General features: G+C 68.4%; 20 protein-coding genes and 1 pseudogene. 7 read left to right on the forward strand and 14 right to left on the reverse strand.

Features of this window, described 5'->3' with window-relative positions; all coding sequences use genetic code 11:
- Positions 1 to 109: 109 nt before the first annotated feature.
- The 7 genes and pseudogenes from IBX53_RS03805 to IBX53_RS03835 all read right to left on the reverse strand — a co-directional run.
- Complete coding sequence (locus IBX53_RS03805) at positions 110 to 1,405, reverse strand: alginate lyase family protein (protein WP_290905578.1); 1,296 nt, start codon at positions 1,403 to 1,405, stop codon at positions 110 to 112.
- A 32-nt stretch (positions 1,406 to 1,437) separates the two neighbouring features.
- A complete protein-coding gene (locus IBX53_RS03810; RefSeq protein WP_290905582.1) occupies positions 1,438 to 2,331 on the reverse strand; it encodes a polysaccharide lyase in 894 nt (297 codons plus the stop codon).
- 61 nt (positions 2,332 to 2,392) lie between these two features.
- Positions 2,393 to 3,907, reverse strand: a complete 1,515-nt coding sequence (locus IBX53_RS03815) for a PilZ domain-containing protein (protein ID WP_290905585.1) — start codon at positions 3,905 to 3,907, stop codon at positions 2,393 to 2,395.
- Positions 3,908 to 3,924: 17 nt separating this feature from the next.
- Positions 3,925 to 5,862, reverse strand: a complete 1,938-nt coding sequence (locus IBX53_RS03820; RefSeq protein WP_290905587.1) for a glycosyltransferase — start codon at positions 5,860 to 5,862, stop codon at positions 3,925 to 3,927.
- 9 nt (positions 5,863 to 5,871) lie between these two features.
- Positions 5,872 to 7,218, reverse strand: a complete 1,347-nt coding sequence (locus IBX53_RS03825) for a UDP-glucose/GDP-mannose dehydrogenase family protein (RefSeq protein ID WP_290905590.1) — start codon at positions 7,216 to 7,218, stop codon at positions 5,872 to 5,874.
- Positions 7,219 to 7,563: 345 nt separating this feature from the next.
- Positions 7,564 to 8,163: a cob(I)yrinic acid a,c-diamide adenosyltransferase gene (cobO, locus tag IBX53_RS03830; protein ID WP_290905593.1), complete on the reverse strand. Its 600-nt coding sequence runs from the start codon at positions 8,161 to 8,163 to the stop codon at positions 7,564 to 7,566.
- Between the two features lie 67 nt (positions 8,164 to 8,230).
- Positions 8,231 to 8,422 (reverse strand): annotated as a pseudogene (locus IBX53_RS03835) (RimK family alpha-L-glutamate ligase); the annotation flags it as partial.
- An 85-nt stretch (positions 8,423 to 8,507) separates the two neighbouring features.
- Between IBX53_RS03835 and IBX53_RS03840 the strand changes: the two are divergent.
- From IBX53_RS03840 to pepN, 3 genes are all read left to right on the forward strand, one after another.
- Positions 8,508 to 9,008, forward strand: coding sequence for a GNAT family N-acetyltransferase (locus IBX53_RS03840; protein WP_290905596.1), 501 nt, complete (start codon positions 8,508 to 8,510; stop codon positions 9,006 to 9,008).
- Between the two features lie 53 nt (positions 9,009 to 9,061).
- Positions 9,062 to 9,547 carry a YajQ family cyclic di-GMP-binding protein gene (locus IBX53_RS03845; RefSeq protein WP_290905599.1) on the forward strand — a complete coding sequence of 162 codons (486 nt, stop codon included), beginning with the start codon at positions 9,062 to 9,064 and terminating at the stop codon, positions 9,545 to 9,547.
- A 110-nt stretch (positions 9,548 to 9,657) separates the two neighbouring features.
- Positions 9,658 to 12,291 carry an aminopeptidase N gene (pepN, locus tag IBX53_RS03850; RefSeq protein WP_290905604.1) on the forward strand — a complete coding sequence of 878 codons (2,634 nt, stop codon included), beginning with the start codon at positions 9,658 to 9,660 and terminating at the stop codon, positions 12,289 to 12,291.
- A gap of 154 nt (positions 12,292 to 12,445) precedes the next feature.
- On the opposite strand, the gene IBX53_RS03855 is transcribed toward pepN, so the two are convergent.
- From IBX53_RS03855 to IBX53_RS03880, 5 genes are all read right to left on the reverse strand, one after another.
- On the reverse strand, positions 12,446 to 12,733 hold the full coding sequence (locus tag IBX53_RS03855; RefSeq protein WP_290905608.1) for a hypothetical protein: 288 nt from the start codon (positions 12,731 to 12,733) through the stop codon (positions 12,446 to 12,448).
- A gap of 18 nt (positions 12,734 to 12,751) precedes the next feature.
- On the reverse strand, positions 12,752 to 13,138 hold the full coding sequence (locus IBX53_RS03860; RefSeq protein ID WP_290905611.1) for a CBS domain-containing protein: 387 nt from the start codon (positions 13,136 to 13,138) through the stop codon (positions 12,752 to 12,754).
- 26 nt (positions 13,139 to 13,164) lie between these two features.
- Positions 13,165 to 13,515: a transcriptional regulator gene (locus IBX53_RS03865; protein WP_290905614.1), complete on the reverse strand. Its 351-nt coding sequence runs from the start codon at positions 13,513 to 13,515 to the stop codon at positions 13,165 to 13,167.
- Positions 13,512 to 15,008 (reverse strand): DUF1538 domain-containing protein, encoded by a 1,497-nt coding sequence (locus tag IBX53_RS16235; protein WP_367171538.1) that lies wholly within the window; start codon positions 15,006 to 15,008, stop codon positions 13,512 to 13,514. The genes IBX53_RS03865 and IBX53_RS16235 overlap by 4 nt, the downstream gene beginning before the upstream one ends.
- Positions 15,009 to 15,118: 110 nt before the next feature.
- Complete coding sequence (locus tag IBX53_RS03880) at positions 15,119 to 16,717, reverse strand: cation:proton antiporter family protein (protein ID WP_290905616.1); 1,599 nt, start codon at positions 16,715 to 16,717, stop codon at positions 15,119 to 15,121.
- A 118-nt stretch (positions 16,718 to 16,835) separates the two neighbouring features.
- On the opposite strand from IBX53_RS03880, the gene IBX53_RS03885 reads away from it, so the two are divergent.
- The 3 genes from IBX53_RS03885 (at position 16,836) to IBX53_RS03895 (ending at position 20,168) form a co-directional block, all read left to right on the forward strand.
- The gene (locus tag IBX53_RS03885; RefSeq protein WP_290905619.1) at positions 16,836 to 17,432 is read left to right on the forward strand and encodes a LemA family protein; all 597 of its coding nucleotides are present in this window, start codon (positions 16,836 to 16,838) and stop codon (positions 17,430 to 17,432) included.
- 13 nt (positions 17,433 to 17,445) lie between these two features.
- On the forward strand, positions 17,446 to 19,395 hold the full coding sequence (locus IBX53_RS03890) for a M48 family metallopeptidase (protein WP_290905622.1): 1,950 nt from the start codon (positions 17,446 to 17,448) through the stop codon (positions 19,393 to 19,395).
- 80 nt (positions 19,396 to 19,475) lie between these two features.
- On the forward strand, positions 19,476 to 20,168 hold the full coding sequence (locus IBX53_RS03895; RefSeq protein ID WP_290905624.1) for a hypothetical protein: 693 nt from the start codon (positions 19,476 to 19,478) through the stop codon (positions 20,166 to 20,168).
- Positions 20,169 to 20,303: 135 nt separating this feature from the next.
- On the opposite strand, the gene IBX53_RS03900 is transcribed toward IBX53_RS03895, so the two are convergent.
- The gene (locus tag IBX53_RS03900; protein WP_290905627.1) at positions 20,304 to 20,510 is read right to left on the reverse strand and encodes a cold-shock protein; all 207 of its coding nucleotides are present in this window, start codon (positions 20,508 to 20,510) and stop codon (positions 20,304 to 20,306) included.
- 279 nt (positions 20,511 to 20,789) lie between these two features.
- Here IBX53_RS03900 and IBX53_RS03905 point away from each other — a divergent pair, with 279 nt between their 5' ends.
- On the forward strand, positions 20,790 to 21,434 hold the full coding sequence (locus tag IBX53_RS03905) for a LysE family translocator (RefSeq protein WP_290905630.1): 645 nt from the start codon (positions 20,790 to 20,792) through the stop codon (positions 21,432 to 21,434).
- Positions 21,435 to 21,482: 48 nt separating this feature from the next.
- On the opposite strand, the gene IBX53_RS03910 is transcribed toward IBX53_RS03905, so the two are convergent.
- A complete protein-coding gene (locus IBX53_RS03910; RefSeq protein ID WP_290905632.1) occupies positions 21,483 to 23,468 on the reverse strand; it encodes a transglycosylase SLT domain-containing protein in 1,986 nt (661 codons plus the stop codon).
- Positions 23,469 to 23,506 lie beyond the last annotated feature (38 nt).

Consider the following 23,506-nt stretch of genomic DNA (forward strand, 5'->3'; position numbering starts at 1 on the left):
CAGCAGGGCCAGCAGGGCCAGGGAGGCCGTGAGTCTCGAGGGCGTGGAGAGGGGAGTTCGGATCCGGGTCATGGGAAGGTCCTCGACGTCGGCGGAAGGAGGGCGGGCGTCACGACTCGCCGAGACCCCGGAAGGCCTCGGTCTGGCGCTGCTCGTCGTCCTGGAAGATATGCGTCTGGGCATCGGGTGGCATGAGGTAGAGGGTCATGTACCCGCCGGCACTGCGGTTGTAGAGCGGCCGGACCCGATGCACGAAGTCGGCGACCCGCGAGTCGTCGAAGCGGGCCTGGTAGATCTCCATCCAGGTGAAGTACTGGGGGTCCTTGAGGAAACCGGTGTACTGCTCGAGGGGGGCGAAGTCGCCCAACGCGGCCGGGTCCTCGAGAATCCTGAACAGGAAGTCGACGCCGTCATGGAGGGTGTTGCCGTCGACCTCCAGGTCGAAGATCTCCTCGTATCCCTGGCGGGCGATCACCTGCATGTTGGTCACCAGGTAGAGCAGGGCATAGTTCTGGTAGTGGGTGGCGCGGCGCCCGCGGTTCACCTCGAGGGGCAGGGCCCCCTCCTCGGTCATGTCGTGCAGTGCCGAGTGGATGGCACTGACCCCGAAGCGGAACAGCTCGTCGTCCTCGGTGATCACGCCGATGATGCTGCCATAGAGGGCACGACGGTAGAAGTGGTTGTTGCAGCAGCTGTTCTCGGGCTCGCCGGGGATGTTGGCATGCTGGTGGGCGAGCCCGTTCAGCCACGCCTCCAGGCGCTCCCGCTCCTCCTCCAGGCCCTCCACGAAGGGGCGTACCGTGGCATAGGCCATGCCGGCGGCGAACAGCATCGACTCGGTGGCGAACCAGGCCTGGGGCTGGGTGGAGTCGTAGTGGAAGTCGGTGAGCGCCTCGGCCTCGGCCCAGTGATCCAGGTAGCGCACCAGGCAGTCGGCATAGTAGCTGTCGCCGCTGGCGATGAAGGCGCCGGCCAGCATCGAGACGCTGTCCTCGAAGCGGAACAGCGGCTCGGAGGCGAGCTCCCACTCCTCCGGATTGGGGTAGTACCCCGGGATGCGCACCCGGGTGGTGATGGGCTCGTAGGCCAGCAGCTGCTCGCAGCTCGGGCCGCGGGAGAACTCGTCGAGCTCCTGCAGCAGGATGGCGTTGTCGGTGGACTCGAGCTCGGCCATGCGCTCGGCCACGTCGAAGTAGCCGGCGTCCGGGTCGGTGACGCGATAGGCCGAGAGGTCCAGGGCCTCGCGCTCCTCGCGGCCGAGCAGCTCCTCGGCCCCGGCGCCGCCGGCGAAGCCGGCCAGCAGCAGCGACAGGGTCAGGCGGCTCAGGTATCGGCTCGGGGCGGGGCGTCGGGCCTCGGGCAGGGGCTCGTAAAAGGGCTTGCGCAGGGGCTTACACAAGGTCATGGGGGCGTTCCGTGAAACGTGAGGGTGGAGGGTCATGGCGTCGGGGCATGCAGGCGGAAGGCGGCGAAGTCCACGTGCTGGTCGCGGGGCGTTCGCCACTCTCCACCGGTGCCGCCGAAGAAGGTCGAGAACATCAGGCCGTCGATGGTCAGCTCGGGGGTGGTACGAAAGACCAGGTCGTCCTGCTCGAGCACCGGCTGGCCGTCGATCCACACCCGTGCCATGCCATTGGCCTCGCCCGGGTCGTTGAGCACCAGTTCCTGCTCCACGGTCACCCAGCGTCCGGTGGGGAAGCGCCAGGCACCGCGGCCCAGCGACTCGCCCTCGCGGTCGACCACATAGGGGTAGAGCTCGCCTTCGCCGTCCTCGCGCCACATCAGGCGCATGGAGAAGCCGCTTTCGCCGTCCACCGCCTCGCCGCCGCTGGGGGCCTCGCCGCCGTAGAGGCCGGGCAGCTTGCCGCCCTTGACGAAGTCGAAGCCCTCGGCGAAGCGCACCTGGTAGCTCAGGCAGGCGCGCTCGGCGCCGGCCAGCGCCGCCGGTTCGGTGTAGAAGCCGGCACCGCCCCGGGGCTCCTCGCCGGGCGACGAGCTGCCCGCGGGGTAGTGGACCCGCAGCCCGGGCTCGCCGAGGCCGGTCTGGTCGGCGCCCAGGCGCTGGACGTTCTCCTCGGTGCCCCAGTGGCGATGGGTGGCGAAGCCCTTGCGGATCGCCTCGTGGCCCCCGGCGGCGGCGCCGGGGCGCGGGGCATCGACCTCGACGTAGCGGCTCGAGCAGGCCTCGACCCGGGGGAGGGACGGCCGGGCCTCGGCATCGCCGTCGGCCAGCACGGCGCCGGGGGCGAGGGCCGCCATGGCCCCCGCCAGGGCGAGGCCGATGGCGGGGCGCAGGGGGCCGGAGGGAAGGAGAATCGGGTGCTGTGACATGGGGCCTCCTCGGGAGTGCGCCCGCGACCGTCCGGCGGCCGCGGGAGGGGGGTGCATGCTGTCAGGCGTCGTCTTCCTGCATGGCGGCGCGATAGATGCGGTCGCCGAACTGGATCACGGCGCGGGCGCCCTGCCAGACCCACTCGGCGGTGGCGCCCAGTAGCGGCGCCTCGGTGAAGCGCACGTCCACCGGCTGGCCGACACTCTGGGCGGGCAGGTCGCGTTCGGGGACCAGCAGCACGCTGGCGACGTTCTGCTGCTGGCGGACCCAACTGGGGAAACCGGCCCGCGGCTGGCGCTCCACGTCCAGGGCGACGTTGCGTACCCGGGCACGGATCGGCCCCGAGGCGTCGGGCAGCGAGAGGTAGGCGGTCTGGTTGGGCTCGATACGCTCGATGTCGTTCATGTGCACCAGCGCCTCGACCATCACGTCGTCCTCGCCGGTGCGGATCAGCGTCATGATCCGCTCGCCCTCGTTGATGTAGGTGCCGTCGGCACTGGAGAGCGCCCAGGCCACCAGGCAGTCGCAGGGGCTGTAGATGTCGTTGCTGGCCTGGCGCGCCTGCAGGGCGGTGATCCGCGAGCTCTCGTAGTCGCGGGCGGTCTCGAACTGCTCGATGCGCGCCCGGGCGATCTCCGGCGAGACCGACTCGAAGGAGAGGGTGTCGCCGCTGGCCGGCTGGGCGGAGTTGGCCAGGCTGACCTCCTGGCTGCCGGCGTCGAGGTGCTCCTGGAGGTTCTCGATCAGCCGGTCGTTGTAGCGCTGGGCGGCATCGGCCAGGATCAGGTCCGACTCCAGGTCGCTGTTCTCGACCCGGGTCAGGCGCGCATCCCGCTCGACGCGGTCGCCGGCCTGGAGCTCGTGAGCCCCCAGGATGCCGGGCCCCGGGGCCCGGATGTCGATGCGCGGCGCGGTCACGGCGGCGAAGCTCGGCTCGATCATCATGAAGTTGCGGTAGGCGGTGGCGGCCACCACCAGCGCCAGCAGGCCGATGGCGGCGAACAGCAGCACGTAGCGACGCCCGCGGTGACGCGGACGCGAGGCGGGCAGCGGCTGGCTCACCCCGGCCTGGCGCTGGCGCGGCGTCTGGGGGTCCTCGCCGGCCATCAGCGCCTCGATGCTGGCGGTGCGCCCGCTCAGGCAGCTGCGGATCACCTGGCGCAGCAGCTCGCGGTGGGGCGGCTCGATGTCGGTGATCTCGAAGCCTGCCGTGTAGCCGCGGCCGTCACGGTCCGGGGTGACGCGGCGGCAGCCGGCCTGCACCGGGATGATCAGCTCGGTGGCGCCGGCCGTCATCAGCAGCGAGGCCGAGAGCGGTTCGCCGGGCTGGAAGGGGTGCTCGCTGTGCAGCGCGAAGCCGCCCAGGGAGACATCGACCCCAGCCAGGGTGCGGCCGTCCGCCAGCCTTACCCGGAAGGGCGGGGAGACGCGGATATGGCGGCGCTCGTCGCGGCGCTCATGCTGGATCCGGTCGCCGCGGGCCTGGCGCTCGTGCTCCCGGGTGCCACCGGGCACACCGCCGAGGGTCGGTTCGTGTCGATCCGGATCTCGCGGATCGGAATGATGGTCAGCCATCCGTTGGTTCTCCTTGCTCAGGGGCCGGCCGTCTTCACGGCGTCCATGACGGGGTCGGGCTCGACCCTGAGGCTTACGTTGACGAGGGTCAGGCGCTGCTGGTCCAGGGTCAGGGTGCAGCCCGCATCGGGGGTGCAGCGGGTGGTGTCGGCCAGGGGCTCTCCCTCCGGCCCCGTGATGTGCTCGGCGACCCCGGGAGTCAGGGAGAGGGTGCTCGAGAGCAGCCCCTCGGCGCCGTCGATGCGCGCGGCGCGTACGGGCTTCTGGGCCAGGCGGTCGAGCAGGGCCTCGTTGACCCGCAGCTGGCCCTCGGGCAGTCGCACGCTGCCGCCCTCGGGCACGGTCGTGGCCACCTGGGCGAGCCAGCGATTGGCGTTCTCGGCAGGCTCGCTGGCGCCGTTGCCCTGGTCCCGGGCGATGGCCAGCGACATCCGGTCGGGGGGCTTAAGCACCCCGGTGGCGAGGATCAGCACGAAGAGCAGCGCACCGTAGGCGAAGCCGTGCAGCACGTGGCCCATGCGGCGCTGGCGGCGTATGGCGACCGGGTCGTCGGGCTCGCCGGCGGAGATCCCCTGGCGCGACCACTTCTGGCGGTTGAAGCGGAAACTCACGTAGGTCTTGAGGATCGCCCCCCACACCTGGTTGTAGTAGATCAGCGGGATCCACAGCAGGCTGTAGCGCCCCCGCTGCCAGGCCAGGATCAGGGTGGCGATCCCGCGGGTGAAAAGGATCCACAGCAGGTAGGCGAACAGGAAGGAGGGGCGTACGAACAGTGACACCAGGATCGCCACCGTGGGGCCGATCAGGGTGGTCCACATGGAGAGCCGCTGGTCGACCAGGCTCCACCAGGCGAACATCCCCATGGGGCGGGGGCCGAGGGCGATGGCGCGGTTGCTGGTGCGCAGCATGTTGCCGTACCAGCGGCGCATCAGGTCGGTGGTGGAGGCGAAGAAACGCCGACGGTCGGGCAGCTCCTCGTAGCCCGAGACATAGACGTCGGGGATGTAGCGCATCCGCCAGCCGTGCTTCAGCAGCCAGAACCAGGTCGACTTGTCGTCCCCGGAGAGGAACTTGAAGCGGCCGAAGCGCCAGTGCTCCACCTGGTCGTTCTCGACCAGGTCGATGAAGTCCGGCTGCACCGCCAGGTCGGCGCGGAAGGCGCTGTAGCGGCCGGTGAGCACCAGCAGCCGCCGGGAGACCGACAGCGAGCTCATCACCAGGTGGCGCTGGGCATAGCGCAGGTCGTACCACTCGCGGGTGGCGTCGCCCCCGGTGACGATGGCGCTGTTGTTGGTGGTCAGGGCGCCGAGCCCCGGGTCGGCCTGGAAGAACGACAGCGAACGCTCGAGGGTGCCGGGCTCCAGGCGGATGTCGCCATCCATGGAGACCAGCAGGGCGCCCGGGGCGGGCAGGCGACGGGAGATCGCCCGCAGCACCTCGGCCATGGCCGAGCGCTTGCCGTCACCCTTCTGGAACATGTAGCGGACCTCGACGTTGTCGGGCCAGCCGTGGTCGTCCAGCACGTGGGTGATCACGTCGACATCGGTGCGGTCCGAGATCGAGGCGAACAGCACGCTGGGCACCCCGTAGTCGACCAGCTCGCGCACCAGGGCATCGTAGACCCGGAAGTTCACCTCCCCCTCGATGCGGTAGGAGGTGCAGAGCACGTAGAGCTCAGGCGGCCGGGAGAGCTCGGCCGCCGCGTCCGCCTCGGCGCGCAGGCGCGGGAAGATGCGGCGGTTGTACCACACCGAGCGCACGGCCTGGACCAGCCACCAGCTGTAGCGCCAGGCGCCCACGGCCCCGATGGCGAAGAAGAAGCTCTTCGACTCGGGGCTGAACACCTCCGAGGGCAGCTCGACGATGATCACCACCAGGGCGGCCAGGATCAGCACCAGGGCGGTGAGTTCCGTCACGCGGCTGGCGACGGAGCGATCGACGGGTGGTTTCGACATCACGCTGCCTCAGGCCACGACGGGCCGCACGGAGTCACCCCGCCCGATGGCGTAGTAGGCGAGCCCGGCGGCCTTGACGTTCTCGGGAAGGAAGAGGTTGCGGCCGTCGACCACCACCGGCTCGCGCAGGGTGTCGCGCAGGCGGGCGAAGTCGACGGTGCGAAAGGCCTTCCACTCGGTGCAGATCACCAGCGCATGGGCGCCCTCCAGGGCCTCGTCGCGGCGTGCGCAGAGTGCGAGATCGTCGCGCTCGCCGTAGAGCCGGCGACACTCCTCGGCGGCCTCGGGGTCGAAGGCCTGGACCCGGGCACCGGCCTCCCACAGCGCCTCCATCAGCGCGCGGCTCGGCGCCTCGCGCATGTCGTCGGTATTGGGCTTGAAGGCCAGCCCCCACAGGGCGATGGTCTTGCCGGCCAGCTGGCCGTCGAAGGCCTCGCACACCTTCTCGAACAGTCGGCCCTTCTGGCGGGCGTTGACCCGCTCCACCGCGCCGATCATCTCGGCGGGATAGCCGGCCGCCTCGGCGGTATGGGCCAGGGCCTTGACGTCCTTGGGGAAGCAGGAACCGCCGTAGCCGCAGCCGGGGTAGATGAAGTGATAGCCGATGCGCGGGTCCGAGCCGATGCCGTGGCGTACCTCCTCGATGTCGGCGCCCAGGCGTTCGGCCAGGTTGGCGATCTCGTTGATGAAACTGATCTTGGTGGCGAGCATGGCGTTGGCCGCGTACTTGGTCAGCTCGGCACTGCGCACCGACATGAATATCAGCTTGTCCTTCTGGCGGTTGTAGGGGCCGTAGCATTCGCGCATGGCGCTCCTGACCCGCTCCGATTCGGTGCCGATCACGATGCGAGCGCCCCGCGAGAAGTCCTCGATGGCCGCGCCCTCCTTGAGGAATTCCGGGTTGGAGCAGACGTCGAAGGGCAGTTGCACGCCGCGGCGGTCGAGCTCGGCGGCGATCACCCGCTCCACCCTGTTGGCGGTGCCTACCGGCACCGTCGACTTGTCGACGATGATCCGGTAGTCGGTCATGTGATGGCCGATGGTCTCGGCGACCTTGAGCACGTGGCGCAGGTCGGCGCTGCCGTCCTCGTCGGAGGGGGTCCCCACGGCGATGAACTGCAGCAGACCGAAGGCCACGCCCTCGGCGGCATCGGTGGTGAAGCGCAGGCGGCCGGCGGCCTGGTTCTGGCGGAGCAGGCTCTCGAGGCCGGGTTCATAGATCGGCACCTGGCCGTCGTTCAGTCTCGCGACCTTGTCGGCGTCCACGTCGACGCAGATGACATCGTGGCCGACGTCTGCCAGGCAGGCGCCGGTCACGAGTCCCACATAACCGGAACCGAAGATGGTGATCCTCATGGTCGTCGTTGCTCCTTGCTGATGGGCCTCCCCATGCATGTCGCCTTAGCCTTCGCCAGGCGGTGGCAAACGGCGGTGCGAGAGGGGCCCGGTCTTCTTGGGCATGCGGTGAGGCCCTTTAGCAACAATCGGGCCAGGTCATGGAGGGCCTTGCAGATCAAGGCGTTGGAGGGCGTGGTCGGGCGGCGTCGCGGGACGGCCACGCGCGTTCCGTCGCCAGGCGGCAACAGAACGAGCGTGGATGGGAAGAAAGCTTGACGATCAGGGGGTTACGGTGTTGCCGGCTGGCGACGGGAGCCGCCGGCTGTTTGCTATATTATTGATTATGTTGATTTTTCGATAGGCTCAGTAGTCGATGCCGCGGCGTGCCTGCACCCCCGCGTTGAAGGCGTGGCGTACCTCCTGCATCTCGGTGACGGTGTCGGCCATGGCGGTGAGCTCGCGGTGGGCGTTGCGCCCGGTGATGATCACCGTCTGCTCCGGCGGGCGGTTCTCGATGGCGCGCTTCACCGTCTCGATATCCAGGTAGCCGAACTTGAGCATGTAGGTCAGCTCGTCCAGCACCACCAGGTAGACCTCGGGGTCGGCGAGCATGCGCTCGGCCTCCACCCACACCTTCCGGCAGGCGGCGGTATCGGCCTCGCGGTTCTGGGTGTCCCAGGTGAAGCCGGTGGCCATGATGGCCACTTCCAGGTTGGGGTCCTCGACCAGCCGCTCGCGCTCGCCGCACTCCCACATGCCCTTGATGAACTGCACCACCCCGACCCGGTAGCCGTAGCCCAGCGCCCGGGTCACGGTGCCCCAGGCGGCGGTGGTCTTGCCCTTGCCGTTGCCGGTGAAGACCAGCAGCAGGCCGCGCTGCTCGGTGGCGGCGGCGACCTTGCCGTCGACGTGGGCCTTGAGTTTCTGCATCGCCTGCTGGTGGCGGGTGTCGCGATCGTTCATCGGGGCTCCGTTTCTGTACAAGGCTTGTCGAGGAAAGTCGACAGCATACGCGAGCCGGCGGTTCGCGTCAGCACCCCTGGCGCACCCGGGCCTCCATGCGCGCCAGGAACACCGCCATGATGCGCTCATAGAGGGCACGGCCGAGCACCGCATCCTCGATGCCGGCGTCCACGTTGGGGTTGTCGTTGACCTCGATCACCACCACCCGCTCACCGGCCTGCTTGAGGTCGACGCCGTAGAAGCCGTCACTGATCAGCCGGCACAGTGAAAAGATTTCATGTTCCCGCCCGCTGACAGCCGCTGCCGCGCTGCGCAAAATCATCGCTTCGACTCAGGAGCCCCCCATGACCACCCGACTGCGTCCGGCCACCTCCCATGACCTGGATGCCCTCTACCGCCTGGAGCAGAGTGCCTTTGCCGGCGACCGCTTCAGCCGCCGCCAGCTCTGGCACCTGCTCAATCGTGCCCACGCCGTCACCTGGGTGGTCGAGCGGGAGGCCGAGGACCTCTCGCCGGCCCGCCTGCTGGGCTACGGCACCCTGCTGTTTCGCCATGGCAGCCGCCGGTCACGGCTCTACTCCTTCTGCGTGCATCCCGACGCCCGCGGCGGCGGCCTGGGGCGTCAGCTGCTCGAGTGCCTGGAGGGAGAGGCGCGGGCCCGAAGCAGCGCTCGGCTGGGTCTCGAGGTCCGTGCCGACAACCGGGTCGCCTTGAAGCTCTACCGACGCATGGGCTTTCGCCTGGAGCGCTGGCTGCCGGAGTATTACGAGGACGGCTGCGCCGGCTGGCAGATGACCAAGGACCTCGAGACGCTTCCGGCAGGCGCGGAGAGCGTCGCGGACTGATAGAATCCCGACGTTTTGCATCATCTTCTTTCACACGTCCTTCAGGAGCCGCCATGCCCTCCTTCGATATCGTTTCCGAATTCGACGGCCACGAGGCCAGCAATGCCGTGGATCAGGCCAACCGCGAGGTCCAGTCCCGCTTCGACTTCAAGGGGGTCACCGCCAGCTTCGAACTCAGCGGTGAGACGGTCTCGCTGGAGGCGGAGGTGGACTTCCAGCTCAAGCAGATGCTCGACGTGCTGCGCGGAAAGCTGATCGCGCGTGGCATCGACGCCCGCTGCATGGACGTCCAGGACCCGGTGCTCTCCGGCGTTCGCGCCCGCCAGGAGGTGATCCTCAAGCAGGGCCTCGATCAGAAGGAGGCCAAGGAGATCGTCAAGCGCATCAAGGACGCCAAGTTCAAGGTCCAGGCGCAGATCCAGGGCGACAAGGTGCGCGTCACCGGCAAGAAGCGCGACGACCTGCAGGCGGTGATGGCGCTGCTGCGCGGCGAGGGTGGCCCCGACCTGCCCCTGCAGTTCGACAACTTCCGCGACTGAGCGGCCTCGGGGCCCATATCGCCCCGGTTCTGGTCAGTCAGTGAGCCCGCTTTGAGGTTGGGAGGGCGGGCGCCGTACAATGTTGGTCATTTCCGACAGGAGCATCCCGAATGTCCGACCCCCAGGCGACCCATCTCAGCGACTATCGTTCTCCCGCCTACCGCGTCACCCGCACCGAGTTGACCTTCGACCTGGACCCGGCCGCCACGCGAGTGAAGGCCTGCCTGCATCTGGAGCGCCACCCCGAGCGCGCAGCCGGCGAGCCGTTGGAACTCCACGGCGAGGGATTGGCCCTCAAGGCCATTGCCCTGGATGGCCAGCCGCTCGAAGCAGACGAATATGCGGCGGGCGATGGCGGGCTGATCGTCCACCGGGTGCCGGAGCGCTTCAGGCTCGATACCGAGGTGGAGATCGCTCCCGAGGCGAATACCGCCCTGGAGGGCCTCTACCGCTCGGGCAGCATGTACTGCACCCAGTGCGAGGCCGAGGGCTTCCGTCGTATCACCTTCTACCCGGATCGCCCCGACGTCATGGCCACCTTCACCACCACGGTGATCGGCGACGCCGAGCGCGAGCCGGTATTGCTCTCCAACGGCAACCCGGTGGAACGCGGCACGCTGCCGGGTGGCCGCCACTTCGTTACCTGGGAAGACCCGCACCCCAAGCCCAGCTACCTGTTCGCCCTGGTGGCCGGCGACCTCGAGAAGGTCGAGGATGCCTTCACCACCGCTAGCGGTCGCGAGGTGACCCTGCAGATCTGGGTGGAGGAGGAGAACCTCGGCAAGACCGAGCACGCCATGGCATCGCTCAAGCGCGCCATGACATGGGACGAACAGGCCTACGGCCGCGAATATGACCTGGACCTGTTCATGATCGTTGCAGTCAACGACTTCAACATGGGCGCCATGGAGAACAAGGGGCTCAACATCTTCAACTCGGCGGCGGTGCTGACCCACCCCCACACCGCCACCGATGCCGCCTTCCAGCGGGTCGAGAGCATCGTCGCCCATGAGTACTTCCACAACTGGTCCGGCAACCGCGTCACCTGCCGCGACTGGTTCCAGCTCTCCCTGAAGGAGGGCTTCACGGTATTCCGCGACCAGTGCTTCTCCGCCGACACCAATTCGCCGGCGGTCAAGCGCATCGAGGACGTCTCCGTCTTCCGCACCGCCCAGTTCGCCGAGGATGCCGGCCCCACGGCCCACCCGGTGCGACCCGATCACTACATCGAGATCGGCAACTTCTACACCCTGACCATCTACGAGAAGGGCGCCGAGGTGGTGCGCATGCTGGCCAATCTGGTCGGAGAGGAGGCCTTCCGCCGAGGCAGCGATCTCTACTTCGCGCGCTTCGACGGCCAGGCGGTGACCATCGAGGACTTCGTGGACTGCATGGCCGAGGCCTCCGGCCTCGACCTGACCCAGTTCATGCGCTGGTACTCCCAGGCCGGTACCCCGGAGATCGATGCCTTCGGTGAGTATGACTACGCTCGGGGCGAATACCGCCTGATGCTGCGTCAGCGAACCCCGGCCACCCCGGGGCAGCCGGACAAGCAGTCGCTGCATATCCCGATTCGCCTGGGCCTGGTGGGCACCAAGAGCGGCCGCGACCTGCCGCTGACCCTGGAGGGCAAAACCCTGGGCTCCGATACGGTGCTCGAACTGCGCGAGGCCGAGCAGGAGTTCCTGTTCACCGACGTCTCCGAGGCACCGGTACCCTCGCTGCTGCGCGGCTTCTCGGCGCCGGTGAAGCTGCGCTTCCCCTACGGCCGAGAGGACCTGGCCTTCCTGCTGGCCAACGATTCCGACGGCTTCAACCGCTGGGACGCCGGTCAGCGCCTGGCCATGCTGGCCCTGGACGACCTGATCGCCGCCCATCGCAACGGCGTGGAGAAGGTGATGGACTCTCGGGTGGTGGAGGCCTTCCGCGGCCTGCTGGCGGCCGAGACCGACGACAGGGCCGTGCTGGCCGAGATGCTGACCCTGCCCTCCGAGGCCTATATCGCCGAGCAGCAGCCGCTGGTGGACGTGGATGCCATCCATGCGGCGCGCACCTTCGTCAAGCAGGGCCTGGCCACGGCACTGCGTGACGACTTCCTGCGGGTCTATCGCGGCAATCATCGCGACGAACCCTATGCGCCGACCCCGGAGCAGATCGCCCGGCGCAGCCTGAAGAACGTGGCGCTTTCGTACCTCCTGGCCATCGAGGACGAGGAGGGAGTCGCGCTGGCTCGCGAGCAGTTCGAGGCTGACCACAACATGACCGACGTGCGCCACGCCCTGACCCTGCTCAGTCACAGCCGCCGTGACGACCTCAGTGAGCCGGCGCTCAAGGCCTTCGGCGAGAAGTGGGCCCACGACCCGCTGGTGATGGACCAGTGGTTCAGCATTCAGGTCACCCGCCCGCAGCCCGATGTGCTCGACCGTGTCAGGTTCCTGATGGCGCACCCGGCCTTCTCGTTGAAGAACCCCAACAAGGTGCGTGCGCTGATCGGGACCTTCGCCGCTCAGAACCGGGTCAACTTCCACCGCATCGACGGCGCGGGCTACCACCTGCTGGCCGACGTGGTGATCGAGCTCAACCGGCTCAACCCGGAGATCGCTGCGCGGCTGATCACGCCGCTGACCCGCTGGGCGCGCTTCGACGAGCAGCGCCAGGCGCTGATGAAGGCCGAGCTCGAGCGTATCCGCGCCGAGGATCTCTCGCCGAATGTCTTCGAAGTGGTCGAGAAGGCTCTCGCGTGATGTGAGGGTTATTGGGCGAGAGTGATTTGCGTCGCGAGCGATGAGAGGCTGGTCGCCGCCGGAGCGCAGGAACCGGAGTGTAGCTCGCTACATGAGGATTCCGAGCACCGCCGGCGGCCAGGATATCGAGTGCAGCAGCAAAGCCTCCGCCCAATCAGTAAATGAGCCAGCTCAGCACCATAACCCCCAGCAGCAGCCAGATCAGGGTGGCGACGATGGCCCGGCGCATCAGCGCCCGGAAGCCCTTCCACAGCAGCCACAGCCCGATCACCAGTACCACCAGGCTGATCAGCGACGGCGAGATGCCCAGCGCCCCCGAGAGGCCGTCCAGGAAGCCACGGCCGGCATTGCCGATATTGGCGAAGAAGCCGGTCAGCAGGTCAACGATGAAGCGGATGACCTCGCCCAGGGTGCTGCCGATCCAGGTAAAGAACTCTTCCATGTCAGTGGGTCCCGTGTGTCACTCGATAAGGTCGAGAACGGTACCCACGATATCGTCCATGGTCACCAGGCCGACCAGGCGATTGTCGTCCAGCACCAGCACGCGCTTGACGATGCTGTCGGTCATCAGGCGCGCCACGTGGCGCACGTCCAGCGACTCGCCGACGCCGATGGCCGGCTTGGCGCAGACGTCATAGACGTTGATCAGGTCGATGTCGCCGTTCTCGGCGACGATCGTCTTGAGGATATTGGTGTAGGTGATCAGCCCCCAGGCGTCGTGGGGGTCCTGCTGCTCCACCACCAGGCACTTGAGGCCGTGCTGCTTCATCAGCGCCAGGGCGTCGCGCAGGGTGGCGAAGGGCGAGACCGTCACCACGTCGCGCATCATGATGTCCTTGACCAGCATCGTCTCTCTCCGTCAGTGGGTGGCGCTCAGCCGTCGTGCCTGAGCCGTTCCTCGAAGCGCTTGACCTGCGCCATGTCGATGCCGCCCAGGTGCTCCACGGGCAGGGTCATCACCAGGCCCTTGGAATCCTCGCCGCTGGGGTTGAGGACCTGGCGAACCGCCTTGAGCACCTTGAGCGACAGCCCCTTCTCCAGGGTCAGCAGCATGATGCTCTGGCTGCCCTCGAAGGTCAGCCCGAAGAAGGTCTTCTTGCGCTCGCCGCCGATGCCGCGGCCGGACATCAGCGTCATGCCCACGGCGCCGGCCGTGGTGGCGGCGTCGATGCACTGCTGTTCCAGCTCCTCGGGCACGATGGCCACCAGCAGGGAAAACTTCATGGTTGCTTCTCTCTCCAGTGCGCCACCCGCTCCATCAGGATGGCATAGCTCATCACGGTCACGATAGGGAAGATCGAGGCGAAGGCGATCAGCCCGAAGCCGTCGATCAGCATGTTGCGCCCGTCGATCTGGCTGGCCAGGCCGATGCCCAGCGCGGTCACCAGCGGCACCGTCACCTCGGACGTGGTCACCCCGCCGAGATCGAAGGCCAGGGCCACGATGTAGCGCGGTGCCACGGCGGTCAGGGCGATCACCAGGACGTAGCCGCCGATGATGTAGTAGTGGATGGAGTCGCCGCTGATGATGCGGTGGACGCCGATGGTGATGCCGATGGCCACGCCGACGGCCACCAGGATCCGGATCGCGTTGCCCTGGATCTTGCCGGCGGCGGCCTCCTCGGCCTGCTGGCCCACGGCGATCAGCGCCGGCTCGGCCATGGTGGTGGCGAAGCCGATGGCGAAGGCGAACAGGTAGACCCACAGCCAGGTGTCGAAGCCGATCAGCTGCTCGGCCATGCGCTGGCCGATGGGGAAGAGCCCCAGCTTCAGGCCCACCACGAAGGCGTAGAGGCCGATGATCACCAGAGCGAAGCCCACGCCCACCTTGAGCGGGCTGGCCAGCGGACGGCGGATCACTGCGAACTGGAAGAACAGGATCACCAGAAGGATGGGCAGCACGTCGCGCAGCATGCCGAACAGGTCGAGAATCATGGTGACCGGCCCGGAGGGCGCCTCGGTATCGGTGCCGGCGGCCACCAGGGCCGCACCGTTGGCCACCTCGCCCGGATCGGCGTAGACCAGGATGCCGTAGAGCTGCACGCTGATCATCGGCACCATCACCGCCAGCGCCACCAGGCCGAAGCCGTCGAGCAGCGGGTTGCGGCCGCGAATGGAGGAGGCCAGGCCGATGCCCAGGGCGGCGATCAGCGGCACGGTGACGATATTGGTGGTGACCCCGCCGGAATCGTAGGCCAGGCCGACGATCTCCTCGGGGGCGAAGAAGGTCACCAGCACCACCGTCACGTAGCCGACGATCATGTACCAGTGGAGGGGGTGGCCGAGGATCACGCGGAACACTCCCAGCGCCATCACCAGGCCCACGGAGCCGGCCACGATCAGCCGCAGGGTGAGGGCGTCGATGCGTCCCTCGCTGATCTCGTAGGCCTGCTCGGCCACGGCGATCAGCGCCGGTTCCGCCACCACCGCCGAGAAACCGATGGCGAAGCCGAAGGCCATCAGCAGCGGCATGGAGCCTCGCCTCGCGAACTGGTTGGCGAGCCGCTTGCCCACTGGGAAGATGCTCAGCTCGAGCCCCTGCAGGAACAGTGCCACCCCCACCGCGACGATGCCCAGGCCGATCGCCATGCCCAGGCCGCCCTCGGGCCACTCGCGCAGCAGCAGGGCCTGGAAGCCCACCACCACGATGATGATCGGCATCAGGTTGCGCAGCGCATGCAGCAGGGCGTGTACAAGGTCCTTTACTTGACTCGGCAAGGCCGGCTCCCTCTGGCAGGCAGTCATACTTTCCGCGGCTTGGCTGTCGCCTGCGCCATCAGCCTATCACGCTCGTCGCCGTCGCGGGATGACGATACCTCTCTTCCCCGTCAGCCCATCTGGCGCGCCATGGAGCCGACGCCGGCCGCCTCAGCGGCGCTGTCGGCCAGGGCACGCCCGGCCTCGTCATAGACATGGAAGACCGCATGGGCCCCCAGCTCGCGGATGGGTTCGATCTCCTCCGGGTATTCGACCACGGCGGTGATCCTGCCCTTGAACTGGCGGTTGCGCAGCTGCTGCAGGGCGAACAGGTTACCGGCATGGTGCGGCATGGCCAATATCACCATGCGGACGTCAGGTGACATCAGCATCTTGTCCCAGAAGTCGGAATCCACGGCATCCCCTTCCAGCAGGTTCATGCCGCGCTCCCCCAGTTCCTTGACGGTTCTGGGGTTGTTGTCGATGCCCAGCACCCTGAGCCCGTACTCTTTACCCAGTCGCTTGTAGACGCTGCGGCCGATGCGCCCCATGCCCAGAACCACGGCCTCGGCATCGCCCAGTTCGATGGGGCGCTCGCCGGAGGGCATGTCGCCACGCCGTGGTGCGGGCAGCCTTGACTCCAGGTGACGGTAGAGGCCCTCGCTCACCGCATTGAGCGCGGCTGAAAAGGCGAAGCTCAGCGCCACGGCCAGCGACAGTACTACCAGCCATTCCGGGGCGAGCCAGCCGGTGGAGACCGCCAGGGCCCCGACGATCAGGCCGAATTCGGAGTAGTTGGTCAGCGTCAGCGTGGCCAGCAGGGACGTGCGGTGGCGCATCGGGAAGCGCATGAAGACCCACTGGTAGAGCAGGCTCTTGAGGGGCAGCAGGACGACCAGCAGCAGGGCGAGGCTGGCCATCTGCCAGTCGGGGACGCTGGTGAAGCCGATGCTGAGGAAGAAGCCCACCAGCAGCAGCTCCTTGAGGTTGAACATCGACCGGGAGAGTGCCTGGGCCGCCGGATGGGGCGACAGCAGCAGGCCGACGATCAGGGCGCCGAGGTCCCCCTTGATGCCGACCAGTTCGAACAGGCCGTAGCCGAGCACCAGTGCCAGCAGCATGCCGAACAGCATCTGCATCTCGCCGTGACCCAGCCGGTCCAGCAGATGGTAGAGCATCGGCGCCAGGGGAATCAGCAGCAGCAGCATGAACGCCCAGGGGCTGGGGAGCTCGCCGGTGGAGGCGGTGATGAACACCACGGCGAACACGTCCTGCATGATCAGCAGCCCGATGGCCAGGCGGCCATAGGCCGACTGTGTCTCGCTGCGCTTGTCGAGCACCTTGACCACGAACACGGTGCTGGAGAAGGAGAGCGCAAAGCCCAGCAGCAGCAGGACCCGCCAGCCGGCCTCATCGAGCAGGGAGAGGCCCAGCCACTTGAGCAGCCCGAGAATCAGGAAGAACAGCAGGCTGGAACCTATCATGTGCAGCGAGGCGCTTCCCCAGACCTCGGTTCGCAGCAGCATGCGAATGTTGAGCTTGAGACCGATGGTGAACAGCAGCAGCGTCACGCCGATGTCGGCAATGGTCGACAGGGTCGGGGTCAGGGTGTAGCCGAGCCAGTTCAACGCAAACCCGCCCGCCAGAAAACCCACCAGTGGCGGGAGTCTTACCGCCATGGCAGCAAGGCCACCGATGAAAGCGGCGAGGATATAGGCGGCATCGATCATCAACGGTCCCTGTCACAGAAAAGTGGCTCGGGATAGAGTGTAAAGAGGTTGCTGGAGAAATGGCACCGACCGATGGCATGGCCCCGGCATCCGGCCCGGGCCGAAAGAGGAGATGCGCATGGAACTCTCGACAATCCTTCCGGTGGTGGTGCTGGGCCTGCTGGTGGTCTACGCGGTCTCCATCTTCAACCGCCTGGTGGCGTTGAAGAACCGCTACCAGAACGCCTTCGCCCAGATCGAGGTGCAGCTCAAGCGCCGCTACGACCTGATTCCCAACCTGGTGGAGACCGCCCGCGCCTACATGAGCCACGAGCGTGAGACCCTGCAGGCGGTGACTGAAGCGCGCAACGGCGCCCTGGCCGGGCTGCAGAATGCGGCGGCCCATCCCGGCGAGCCGGGCGCCATGGCCCAGCTCGCCGGGGCCGAGGGTGCGCTGGGGTCGGCGCTTGGCAGGCTCAACGTGGTGATGGAGGCCTATCCGGATCTCAAGGCCTCGGAAAACATGCAACAGCTCTCCGAGACCCTGACCAGCACCGAGAACCGCGTCGCCTTCGCCCGGCAGGCCTTCAACGACGCCGTGATGCAGTACAACACCTACAAGCAGAGTTTCCCGCCGGTCGTCCTGGCGCCCTCCTTCGGCCACAAGCAGGACGCCGCGCTGCTGGAGTTCGAGGACAGCGCCGAGATCCAGGCCGCGCCACGCGTCAGCTTCTGAGCGGAGGAAACTCATGGATTTCTTCACCGCCCAGGATCGTGCCCGGCGTCAGACCGGGCGCCTCGTCGTGCTGCTGCTGCTCGCCGTGCTCGGCCTGATCGTGGCGGCCAGCGTGCTGGTGGCGCTGGCCGTGGTGCTGATGGACGGACAGCTGGGTGGCCCGGACCCGCTGGCACGGGCCCTTGAGCCCGAGCTGTTCGTCTGGGTGACGCTGGGGGTGCTGGCCGTGGTGGTGGGCGGTGCGGTGATGCGTCACCTGCAGCTGCGCGCCGGCGGGTCGGCGGTGGCGGAGGCGCTGGGTGGCCGTCCGCTCAACCCGGAGACCCGGGACGCCGACGAGCGCAAGTTGCTCAACCTGGTGGAGGAGATGGCCATTGCCTCGGGCATGCCGGTGCCGGCGGTCTACCTGCTCGAGGATGCCGCCATCAACGCCTTCGCCGCTGGACATGATTCCCACGACGCCGCCATCGGGGTGACCCGGGGCGCCATCGAGCACCTCGATCGCGACCAGCTGCAGGGCGTCATCGCCCACGAGTTCAGCCATATCCTGCACGGCGACATGCGCCTGAACCTGCGGCTGGTGGCGCTGCTCCATGGCATCCTGGTGATCGGCCTGATCGGCCAGCTGTTGCTGCGCGGGGCCGCGATGACGGGACGCGGACGCTCGTCGCGCCGCGGCGGCGGTGCCCAGGTGGGGCTGATGGCCGGCGGGGCGGCGCTGATGCTGGTGGGCTATGCCGGGACCCTGTGCGGCAACCTGATCAAGGCGGCGGTGAGTCGCCAGCGGGAGTTCCTCGCCGATGCCAGCGCCGTGCAGTACACCCGCAACCCCGAGGGCATCGGCGGGGCCCTGCAGACCCTGGCCGCCTATCGTCTGGGTTCGCGGCTGATGGCGTCCCAGGCTTCGGAGTTCAGCCACCTCTACTTCGGCAGCGGCGTGCGCCACCTGAGTGGACTCACCGCCACTCATCCGCCCCTGGAGGCGCGCATCCGTCGCGTGCTGCCGCGCTGGGACGGGAGCCTGCCCGAGCCCTTCGCCCCCACCCCGAAGGCCGCGACGACACAGGAGGCTGCGTCCTCCTCGCCCCGCGGCGCCATTCTCGGGGGGGGGGTGAGTGGAGGCATGGGCGCTGAGGTCGGGGGTGCCCTGGCCGGGGCCGCCATCGCCGGCGCGGTGGTGGCCAGCGTCGGCCAGCCCGACCCCGCGGCCCTGTCCGCGGCTCGCCGCCGGCTGGCCAGTATCGACGCGCGGTTGATCGACGCCGCCCATGAGCCTTTCGCCGCCCGGGCCCTGGTCTACGGCATCCTGATGGGGGTGGAGCCGGTCAGCCGTGATGCCCAGCGGCGCGTGCTGGCCAACCAGGCGCTGCCCGAGGTGCTGAGCGAACTCGACGCCCTCGCCGAGCCCCTGGCGACCCTGGCGCCTGGGGATCGTCTACCGCTGATCGAGCTGAGTCTGCCGCAGCTGCGCCAGCTCTCCGCGGCCCAGTTCGCCCGCTTCCGCCAGTGCCTGGCTGGCCTGATGGCCGCCGAAACCGTGCCGGGTGCCCTGCAATGGTCGCTGCACCGGCTGGTGCTGGTGGGCATCGAGGGCGAGCGTCGGGCGCGGCGAGACCGGCACCTGCGTGACCTCGCGGGGCCGCTGTCGCTGCTGCTCTCCACCCTGGCCCGCGCCGGTCAGACGACTCTGGATGAGCAGCGCGAGTCCCTCGATCAGGCGGGTCGGGCGCTCGGCGTCGAGCTGGATCTGGTGCTTGAGCCGCCCACGGCGGCAGAGCTGGATTGGGCCATGGAGCGCCTGGTGAGGCTGGTCCAGGCCGAGCGGGCGGCGCTGCTGGCCGCGATGGTCTGCTGCGTGGAGCAGGATGGCCGGATCGTCCCGCAGGAGGCCGAGCTGCTGCGGGCGGTGGCCTGGACCCTTGGCTGCCCGCTGCCGCTGCGTGGTGCCCTGGGGGACGAGTGACTCGGGTTCTGCCTTGCGGGAGGCCGGCGGCTCTGTTGCAATGTGTCATCCCCGGAAATCAGACGTGCAGGAGCAGGCACATGCAAAAGACACTCTGGAAGCCCGCCCTGCTGGCGGCCCTGATGGCCCTGGGCCTGGCCGGCTGCGGCAACGGTGACGAGCCGACACCGGCCGAGCCCGCCGCACAGGAAGAGGCCGCGCCGGACGAAAGTGCCGAACCGGAAGCCCTCGACGATGAGCTGTCGCCCGAGGAGCAGGCGGGGCTGGTCGAGGAGGAAGCGGCCGCGGCCGAGGTGACGGATCCTGCGGCCGAGCTTCCCGACGAGGTGCCGGAGGAGATCCCCGAGGCCGAGACCCTGGGCGAGTCCCCGGCCAGCACCCTGGACGAGGGGGCGGCACTGCCCGGTGAGACCACCCGCGACGAGATCGACGCCATGCTCGAGGAGACCGAGCGGCGCTTCGAGGAGGCGCAGCGGCGCATCGAGGAACAGTTCGAGGCGGCCGAGGAGGAGGCCGTTGTACCCGAGCCCATGGAGGGTGACGACGCCTTCGATACCGGGATGGACCTCGGCACCGGCCTGGATGATGACCAGCTCGATACCGGCGGGCCGACCAGCTCCGACGTCGACGCCATCATCGAGGAGCAGGAGCGCCGCTTCGAGGAGGCCCAGCGCCGCCTGGAGGAGCAGTTCGATGCGGTGGAGCAGGAGCTTCCCGAGTTCGAGCCCATGGAGGTCGACGATTTCGAGTTCGAGCCCATGGAGGCCGACTAGCCCCGAGGCCTATCCCCCGAGGCGGCCAAGCGGGCCCACCATAGAAAGCGTGCCCACCCAAGAGAAAAAGGCCCACCGATCGGTGGGCCTTCTCGTTTCAATGGCGGCGTCGAGCGCCGCCTTCCGCGCACCTGATCAGTCGGCAGGGCGGATGTTGGAGGCCTGAAGGCCCTTCTTGCCCTGGGTGACCTCGAAGGTGACCTTCTGGCCGTCCTGCAGGGTCTTGAAGCCGTCAGCCTGAATCTCGGAGAAGTGAGCGAACAGGTCATCACCGCCGTCGTCCGGAGAGATGAAGCCGTAACCCTTGGTGTCGTTGAACCACTTGACAGTGCCAGTTGCCATTGTCGATTTCCTTAACATACTTTAATGGTCGTGCCGGGTCCGCCGGTGCGGATGCCCGAAGTGCGTGGGCAGGACAGGGAAAGAAGTACTCACCGCGCGTATCGAGTAAATCGAACGACAACCGACGACTTGCTTCCTGCTGACCAGCGCTGCGATACGGTGCCGAGGCACCCTGACATCCCCGTGTTCATCACGCCGGACGCCAGCCGCAAAACCACTGTAGATCGAATCCCCTCGGGCAGCAAGCCCGCTTCTCGACCCAAGGAATACCCCGCCCCCATGTTCATCGATGCCCAGTTCTGGCCCTTCCTGATGGCCATTACCCTGCTTTCCATTAGTCCCGGGGTCGATACCCTGCTGGTGATCCGCAACACCGCCCGGGGCGGGGTGCGTGACGGCGTGCTGACCAGCCTGGCGATCTGCTGCGGGCTCTTCGTGCATGCCGCGGTCTCGGCGCTGGGGATCTCGCTGATCCTCTTGCAGTCGGCCTGGGCCTTCGGGCTGCTCAAGCTGGCCGGGGCCTGCTACTTGATCTGGCTGGGGGTGCAGGGCCTGTTGGCGGCCCGCCGTGGCCAGGGGCTACCGGTGGCGGAGGTCAGTGGCGAGCGCCAGCCCGTGCCGATGTGGCGGCCGCTGCGCGAGGGGCTGCTCTCCAACGTGCTCAATCCCAAGACGGTGGTCTTCTACATGGCCTTCCTGCCCCAGTTCATCGCCCCCGGCGACCCGGCGCTGGCCAAGTCGCTGTTCCTGGCCGGGGTGCACTTCGTGATCGCCAACCTGTGGCAGATCGGCGTGGCGGTGATGGTGGGCAGCGCCGGGCGCCTGCTGGCCAGCCGCGCCTTCGCCCGGGGCCTCAACGGAGCCACCGGGGCTGTGCTGATCGCCTTTGGCATCAAGCTGGCGCTGGAGCGCCCTCCGGCATAGGGTCGGCCTGCGCGAGGCTTACCCGGCGCCTCCTGCGTGCAGTGACCTTCAGTTCCTGGCCAGCAGCGAGCGGTCGTAGCGCACCGTCTTCTCGGTCGGGCTCAGCATGGAGACGCCGCGACTGTCGCCGCCATTGGCCAGGCTCTCGAAGATCGCCCGGTAGCTGAGCACCGCCTGCACGTAGAGGCGGGTCTCGCGGAAGGGAATGCTCTCCACGAAGAGGTCGAACTCCTCCGGGGCGTCGGCCAGCCAGCGGTCGACCCGGCCGGGACCGGCGTTGTAGGCGGCCGCGGCGGCCAGGCGGTTGCCGCTGTAGCGGTTGAGCATGTCGCGGATGTAGGTGCTGCCCAGGCGGATATTGAGTTCCGGGTCGAGCACCCCGTAGGCGCCGGGGTCACTGATGCCGAGCTGGCGAGCCAGCTGGGTGGCGGTGCCGGGCATCACCTGCATCAGGCCGCGGGCGCCGGCCGGCGAGACCGCCTCGGGGTTGTAGGCGCTCTCGCGCCGGGCGATGCCCATCAGCAGGTAGGGGTCGACCCCCGTCATGCGTCCCCAGTGCAGGAAGTGCTCGCGGTAGGCCTCGGGGAAGCGCCAGTCCAGGGCATCCCACATGCGACCGGTGATGGTGGTCTGCACCAGCTTGGCGTGCCAGCCGCGGCGTTGGGCGTAGTCGGCCAGGGCGCGGGCCTCTCGCTCGCCGCCGCGCTCCACGGCCGCATACCATTCGCTGGCGGCCAGGCCTGGTTCGTTGATACGCAGCAGCGCCTCGGTGCGCTGCACGGCCGGCCAGCGGGAGACCTGCTGCCGGTAGCTGTCATCGAAGCCGTTGCGTTCCAGGTTCAGGGCATAGGGCTGGCCCAGGCGGTCGGCGGCGGCGAAGCCGAAGAAGTTGCGCCCCTCGGCGGCCAGGGCATAGTCCTCCCGGGCGCGGGCGCTGTCGCCCAGCTGCTCGTGGGCGCGCGCGGCCCAGTAGTGCCAGCGGCTGTCGTCGCGGGTCTCGGGCGTCATGCGCGCCAGCCAGTCGAGCACGCCGCGCCAGTCCCGCTCGCCCAGGGCGGCGCGCACGCGCAGCTCCAGCAGGTCGGCGTCGCTGCGCCCGGCCAGCGCGCCGTCGACCCAGCCGCGATTGTGGCGGATGTCGCGAACCAGGGTATAGAAGATCAGGTCGCGCTCGATGGCCTCATGGTGCTCGCGCTCGATGGGCAGGTGGGGGGCGATCTTGCGCCACGCCTCCAGGGCCGCCTCGGTGTCGGCGCGGGTGAAGCCGTGCATGGCGGCGGCGAACAGCGGGCCGGAGCCGCGGCACTCGGGGCCCAGGCAGGTCGGCACTCGGGTCACGGAGGCGAAGTCGCCCGAGAGGCGCGTCATGGCCTGGCGGGCCTCCTCCCAGCGGCTGCCGAGCTGGCGGCCCAGGAAGCTGGCGAGGCCCGTCTCGCCGTCCTGCCAGGCCAGCATCTTGCGCTCCCAGACCTGCTGCTCGCCGATCACGCCGCGGTCGCGCAGGGCCCTGAACAGGTTGTTGCAGGCATCGGGCTGGGAGCGGCCCACCATCCACAGGGCCAGCCCGCCCTCGGCAGCGGCCTGGGGGTCACTGCCGAGCAGGGCGGAGTAGTAGTAACACTGGCGGGCAGTACCGGCGGGTTCGCCGTCGGCCACGGCAAGCAGGCTGCCGTAGCGGCCGGCGTAGCCGTACTGGGCAATGGCCTGACCGCGCAGCCACTCGCCCAGGGGCGAGTCGGCGTGGCGTTCGATGAAGTCGAGGACCTGGCCCGGCTCGGCCTGGGGCAGGCGTCCGCGCAGGCGGTGGTACTCCACGTAGCCGACCAGCGGATGGTCGGCAATGGCGCGCTGGTCGATGCGCTCCCACTGCTGGCTGCGGGCGGCCTCCAGGGCATTGCGCAGGGCGCGGTCGTCGGCCTGGGCCAGCGTCAGCGAGAACGGCAGCGACAGCGTCAGGGCAGTCAGCAGGGTGCCGAGGCGCCGGGCGCCGCTGCGCCGGGTGCCGCGCTTCGTGGCGGGGTGGCGTTGGCGCATGGCAAGGGTCTCCGGGAGTTGACGTCTGATGGCTTCTA

The organism is Halomonas sp. (assembly GCF_014859505.1).
Lineage (GTDB): Bacteria > Pseudomonadota > Gammaproteobacteria > Pseudomonadales > Halomonadaceae > Halomonas.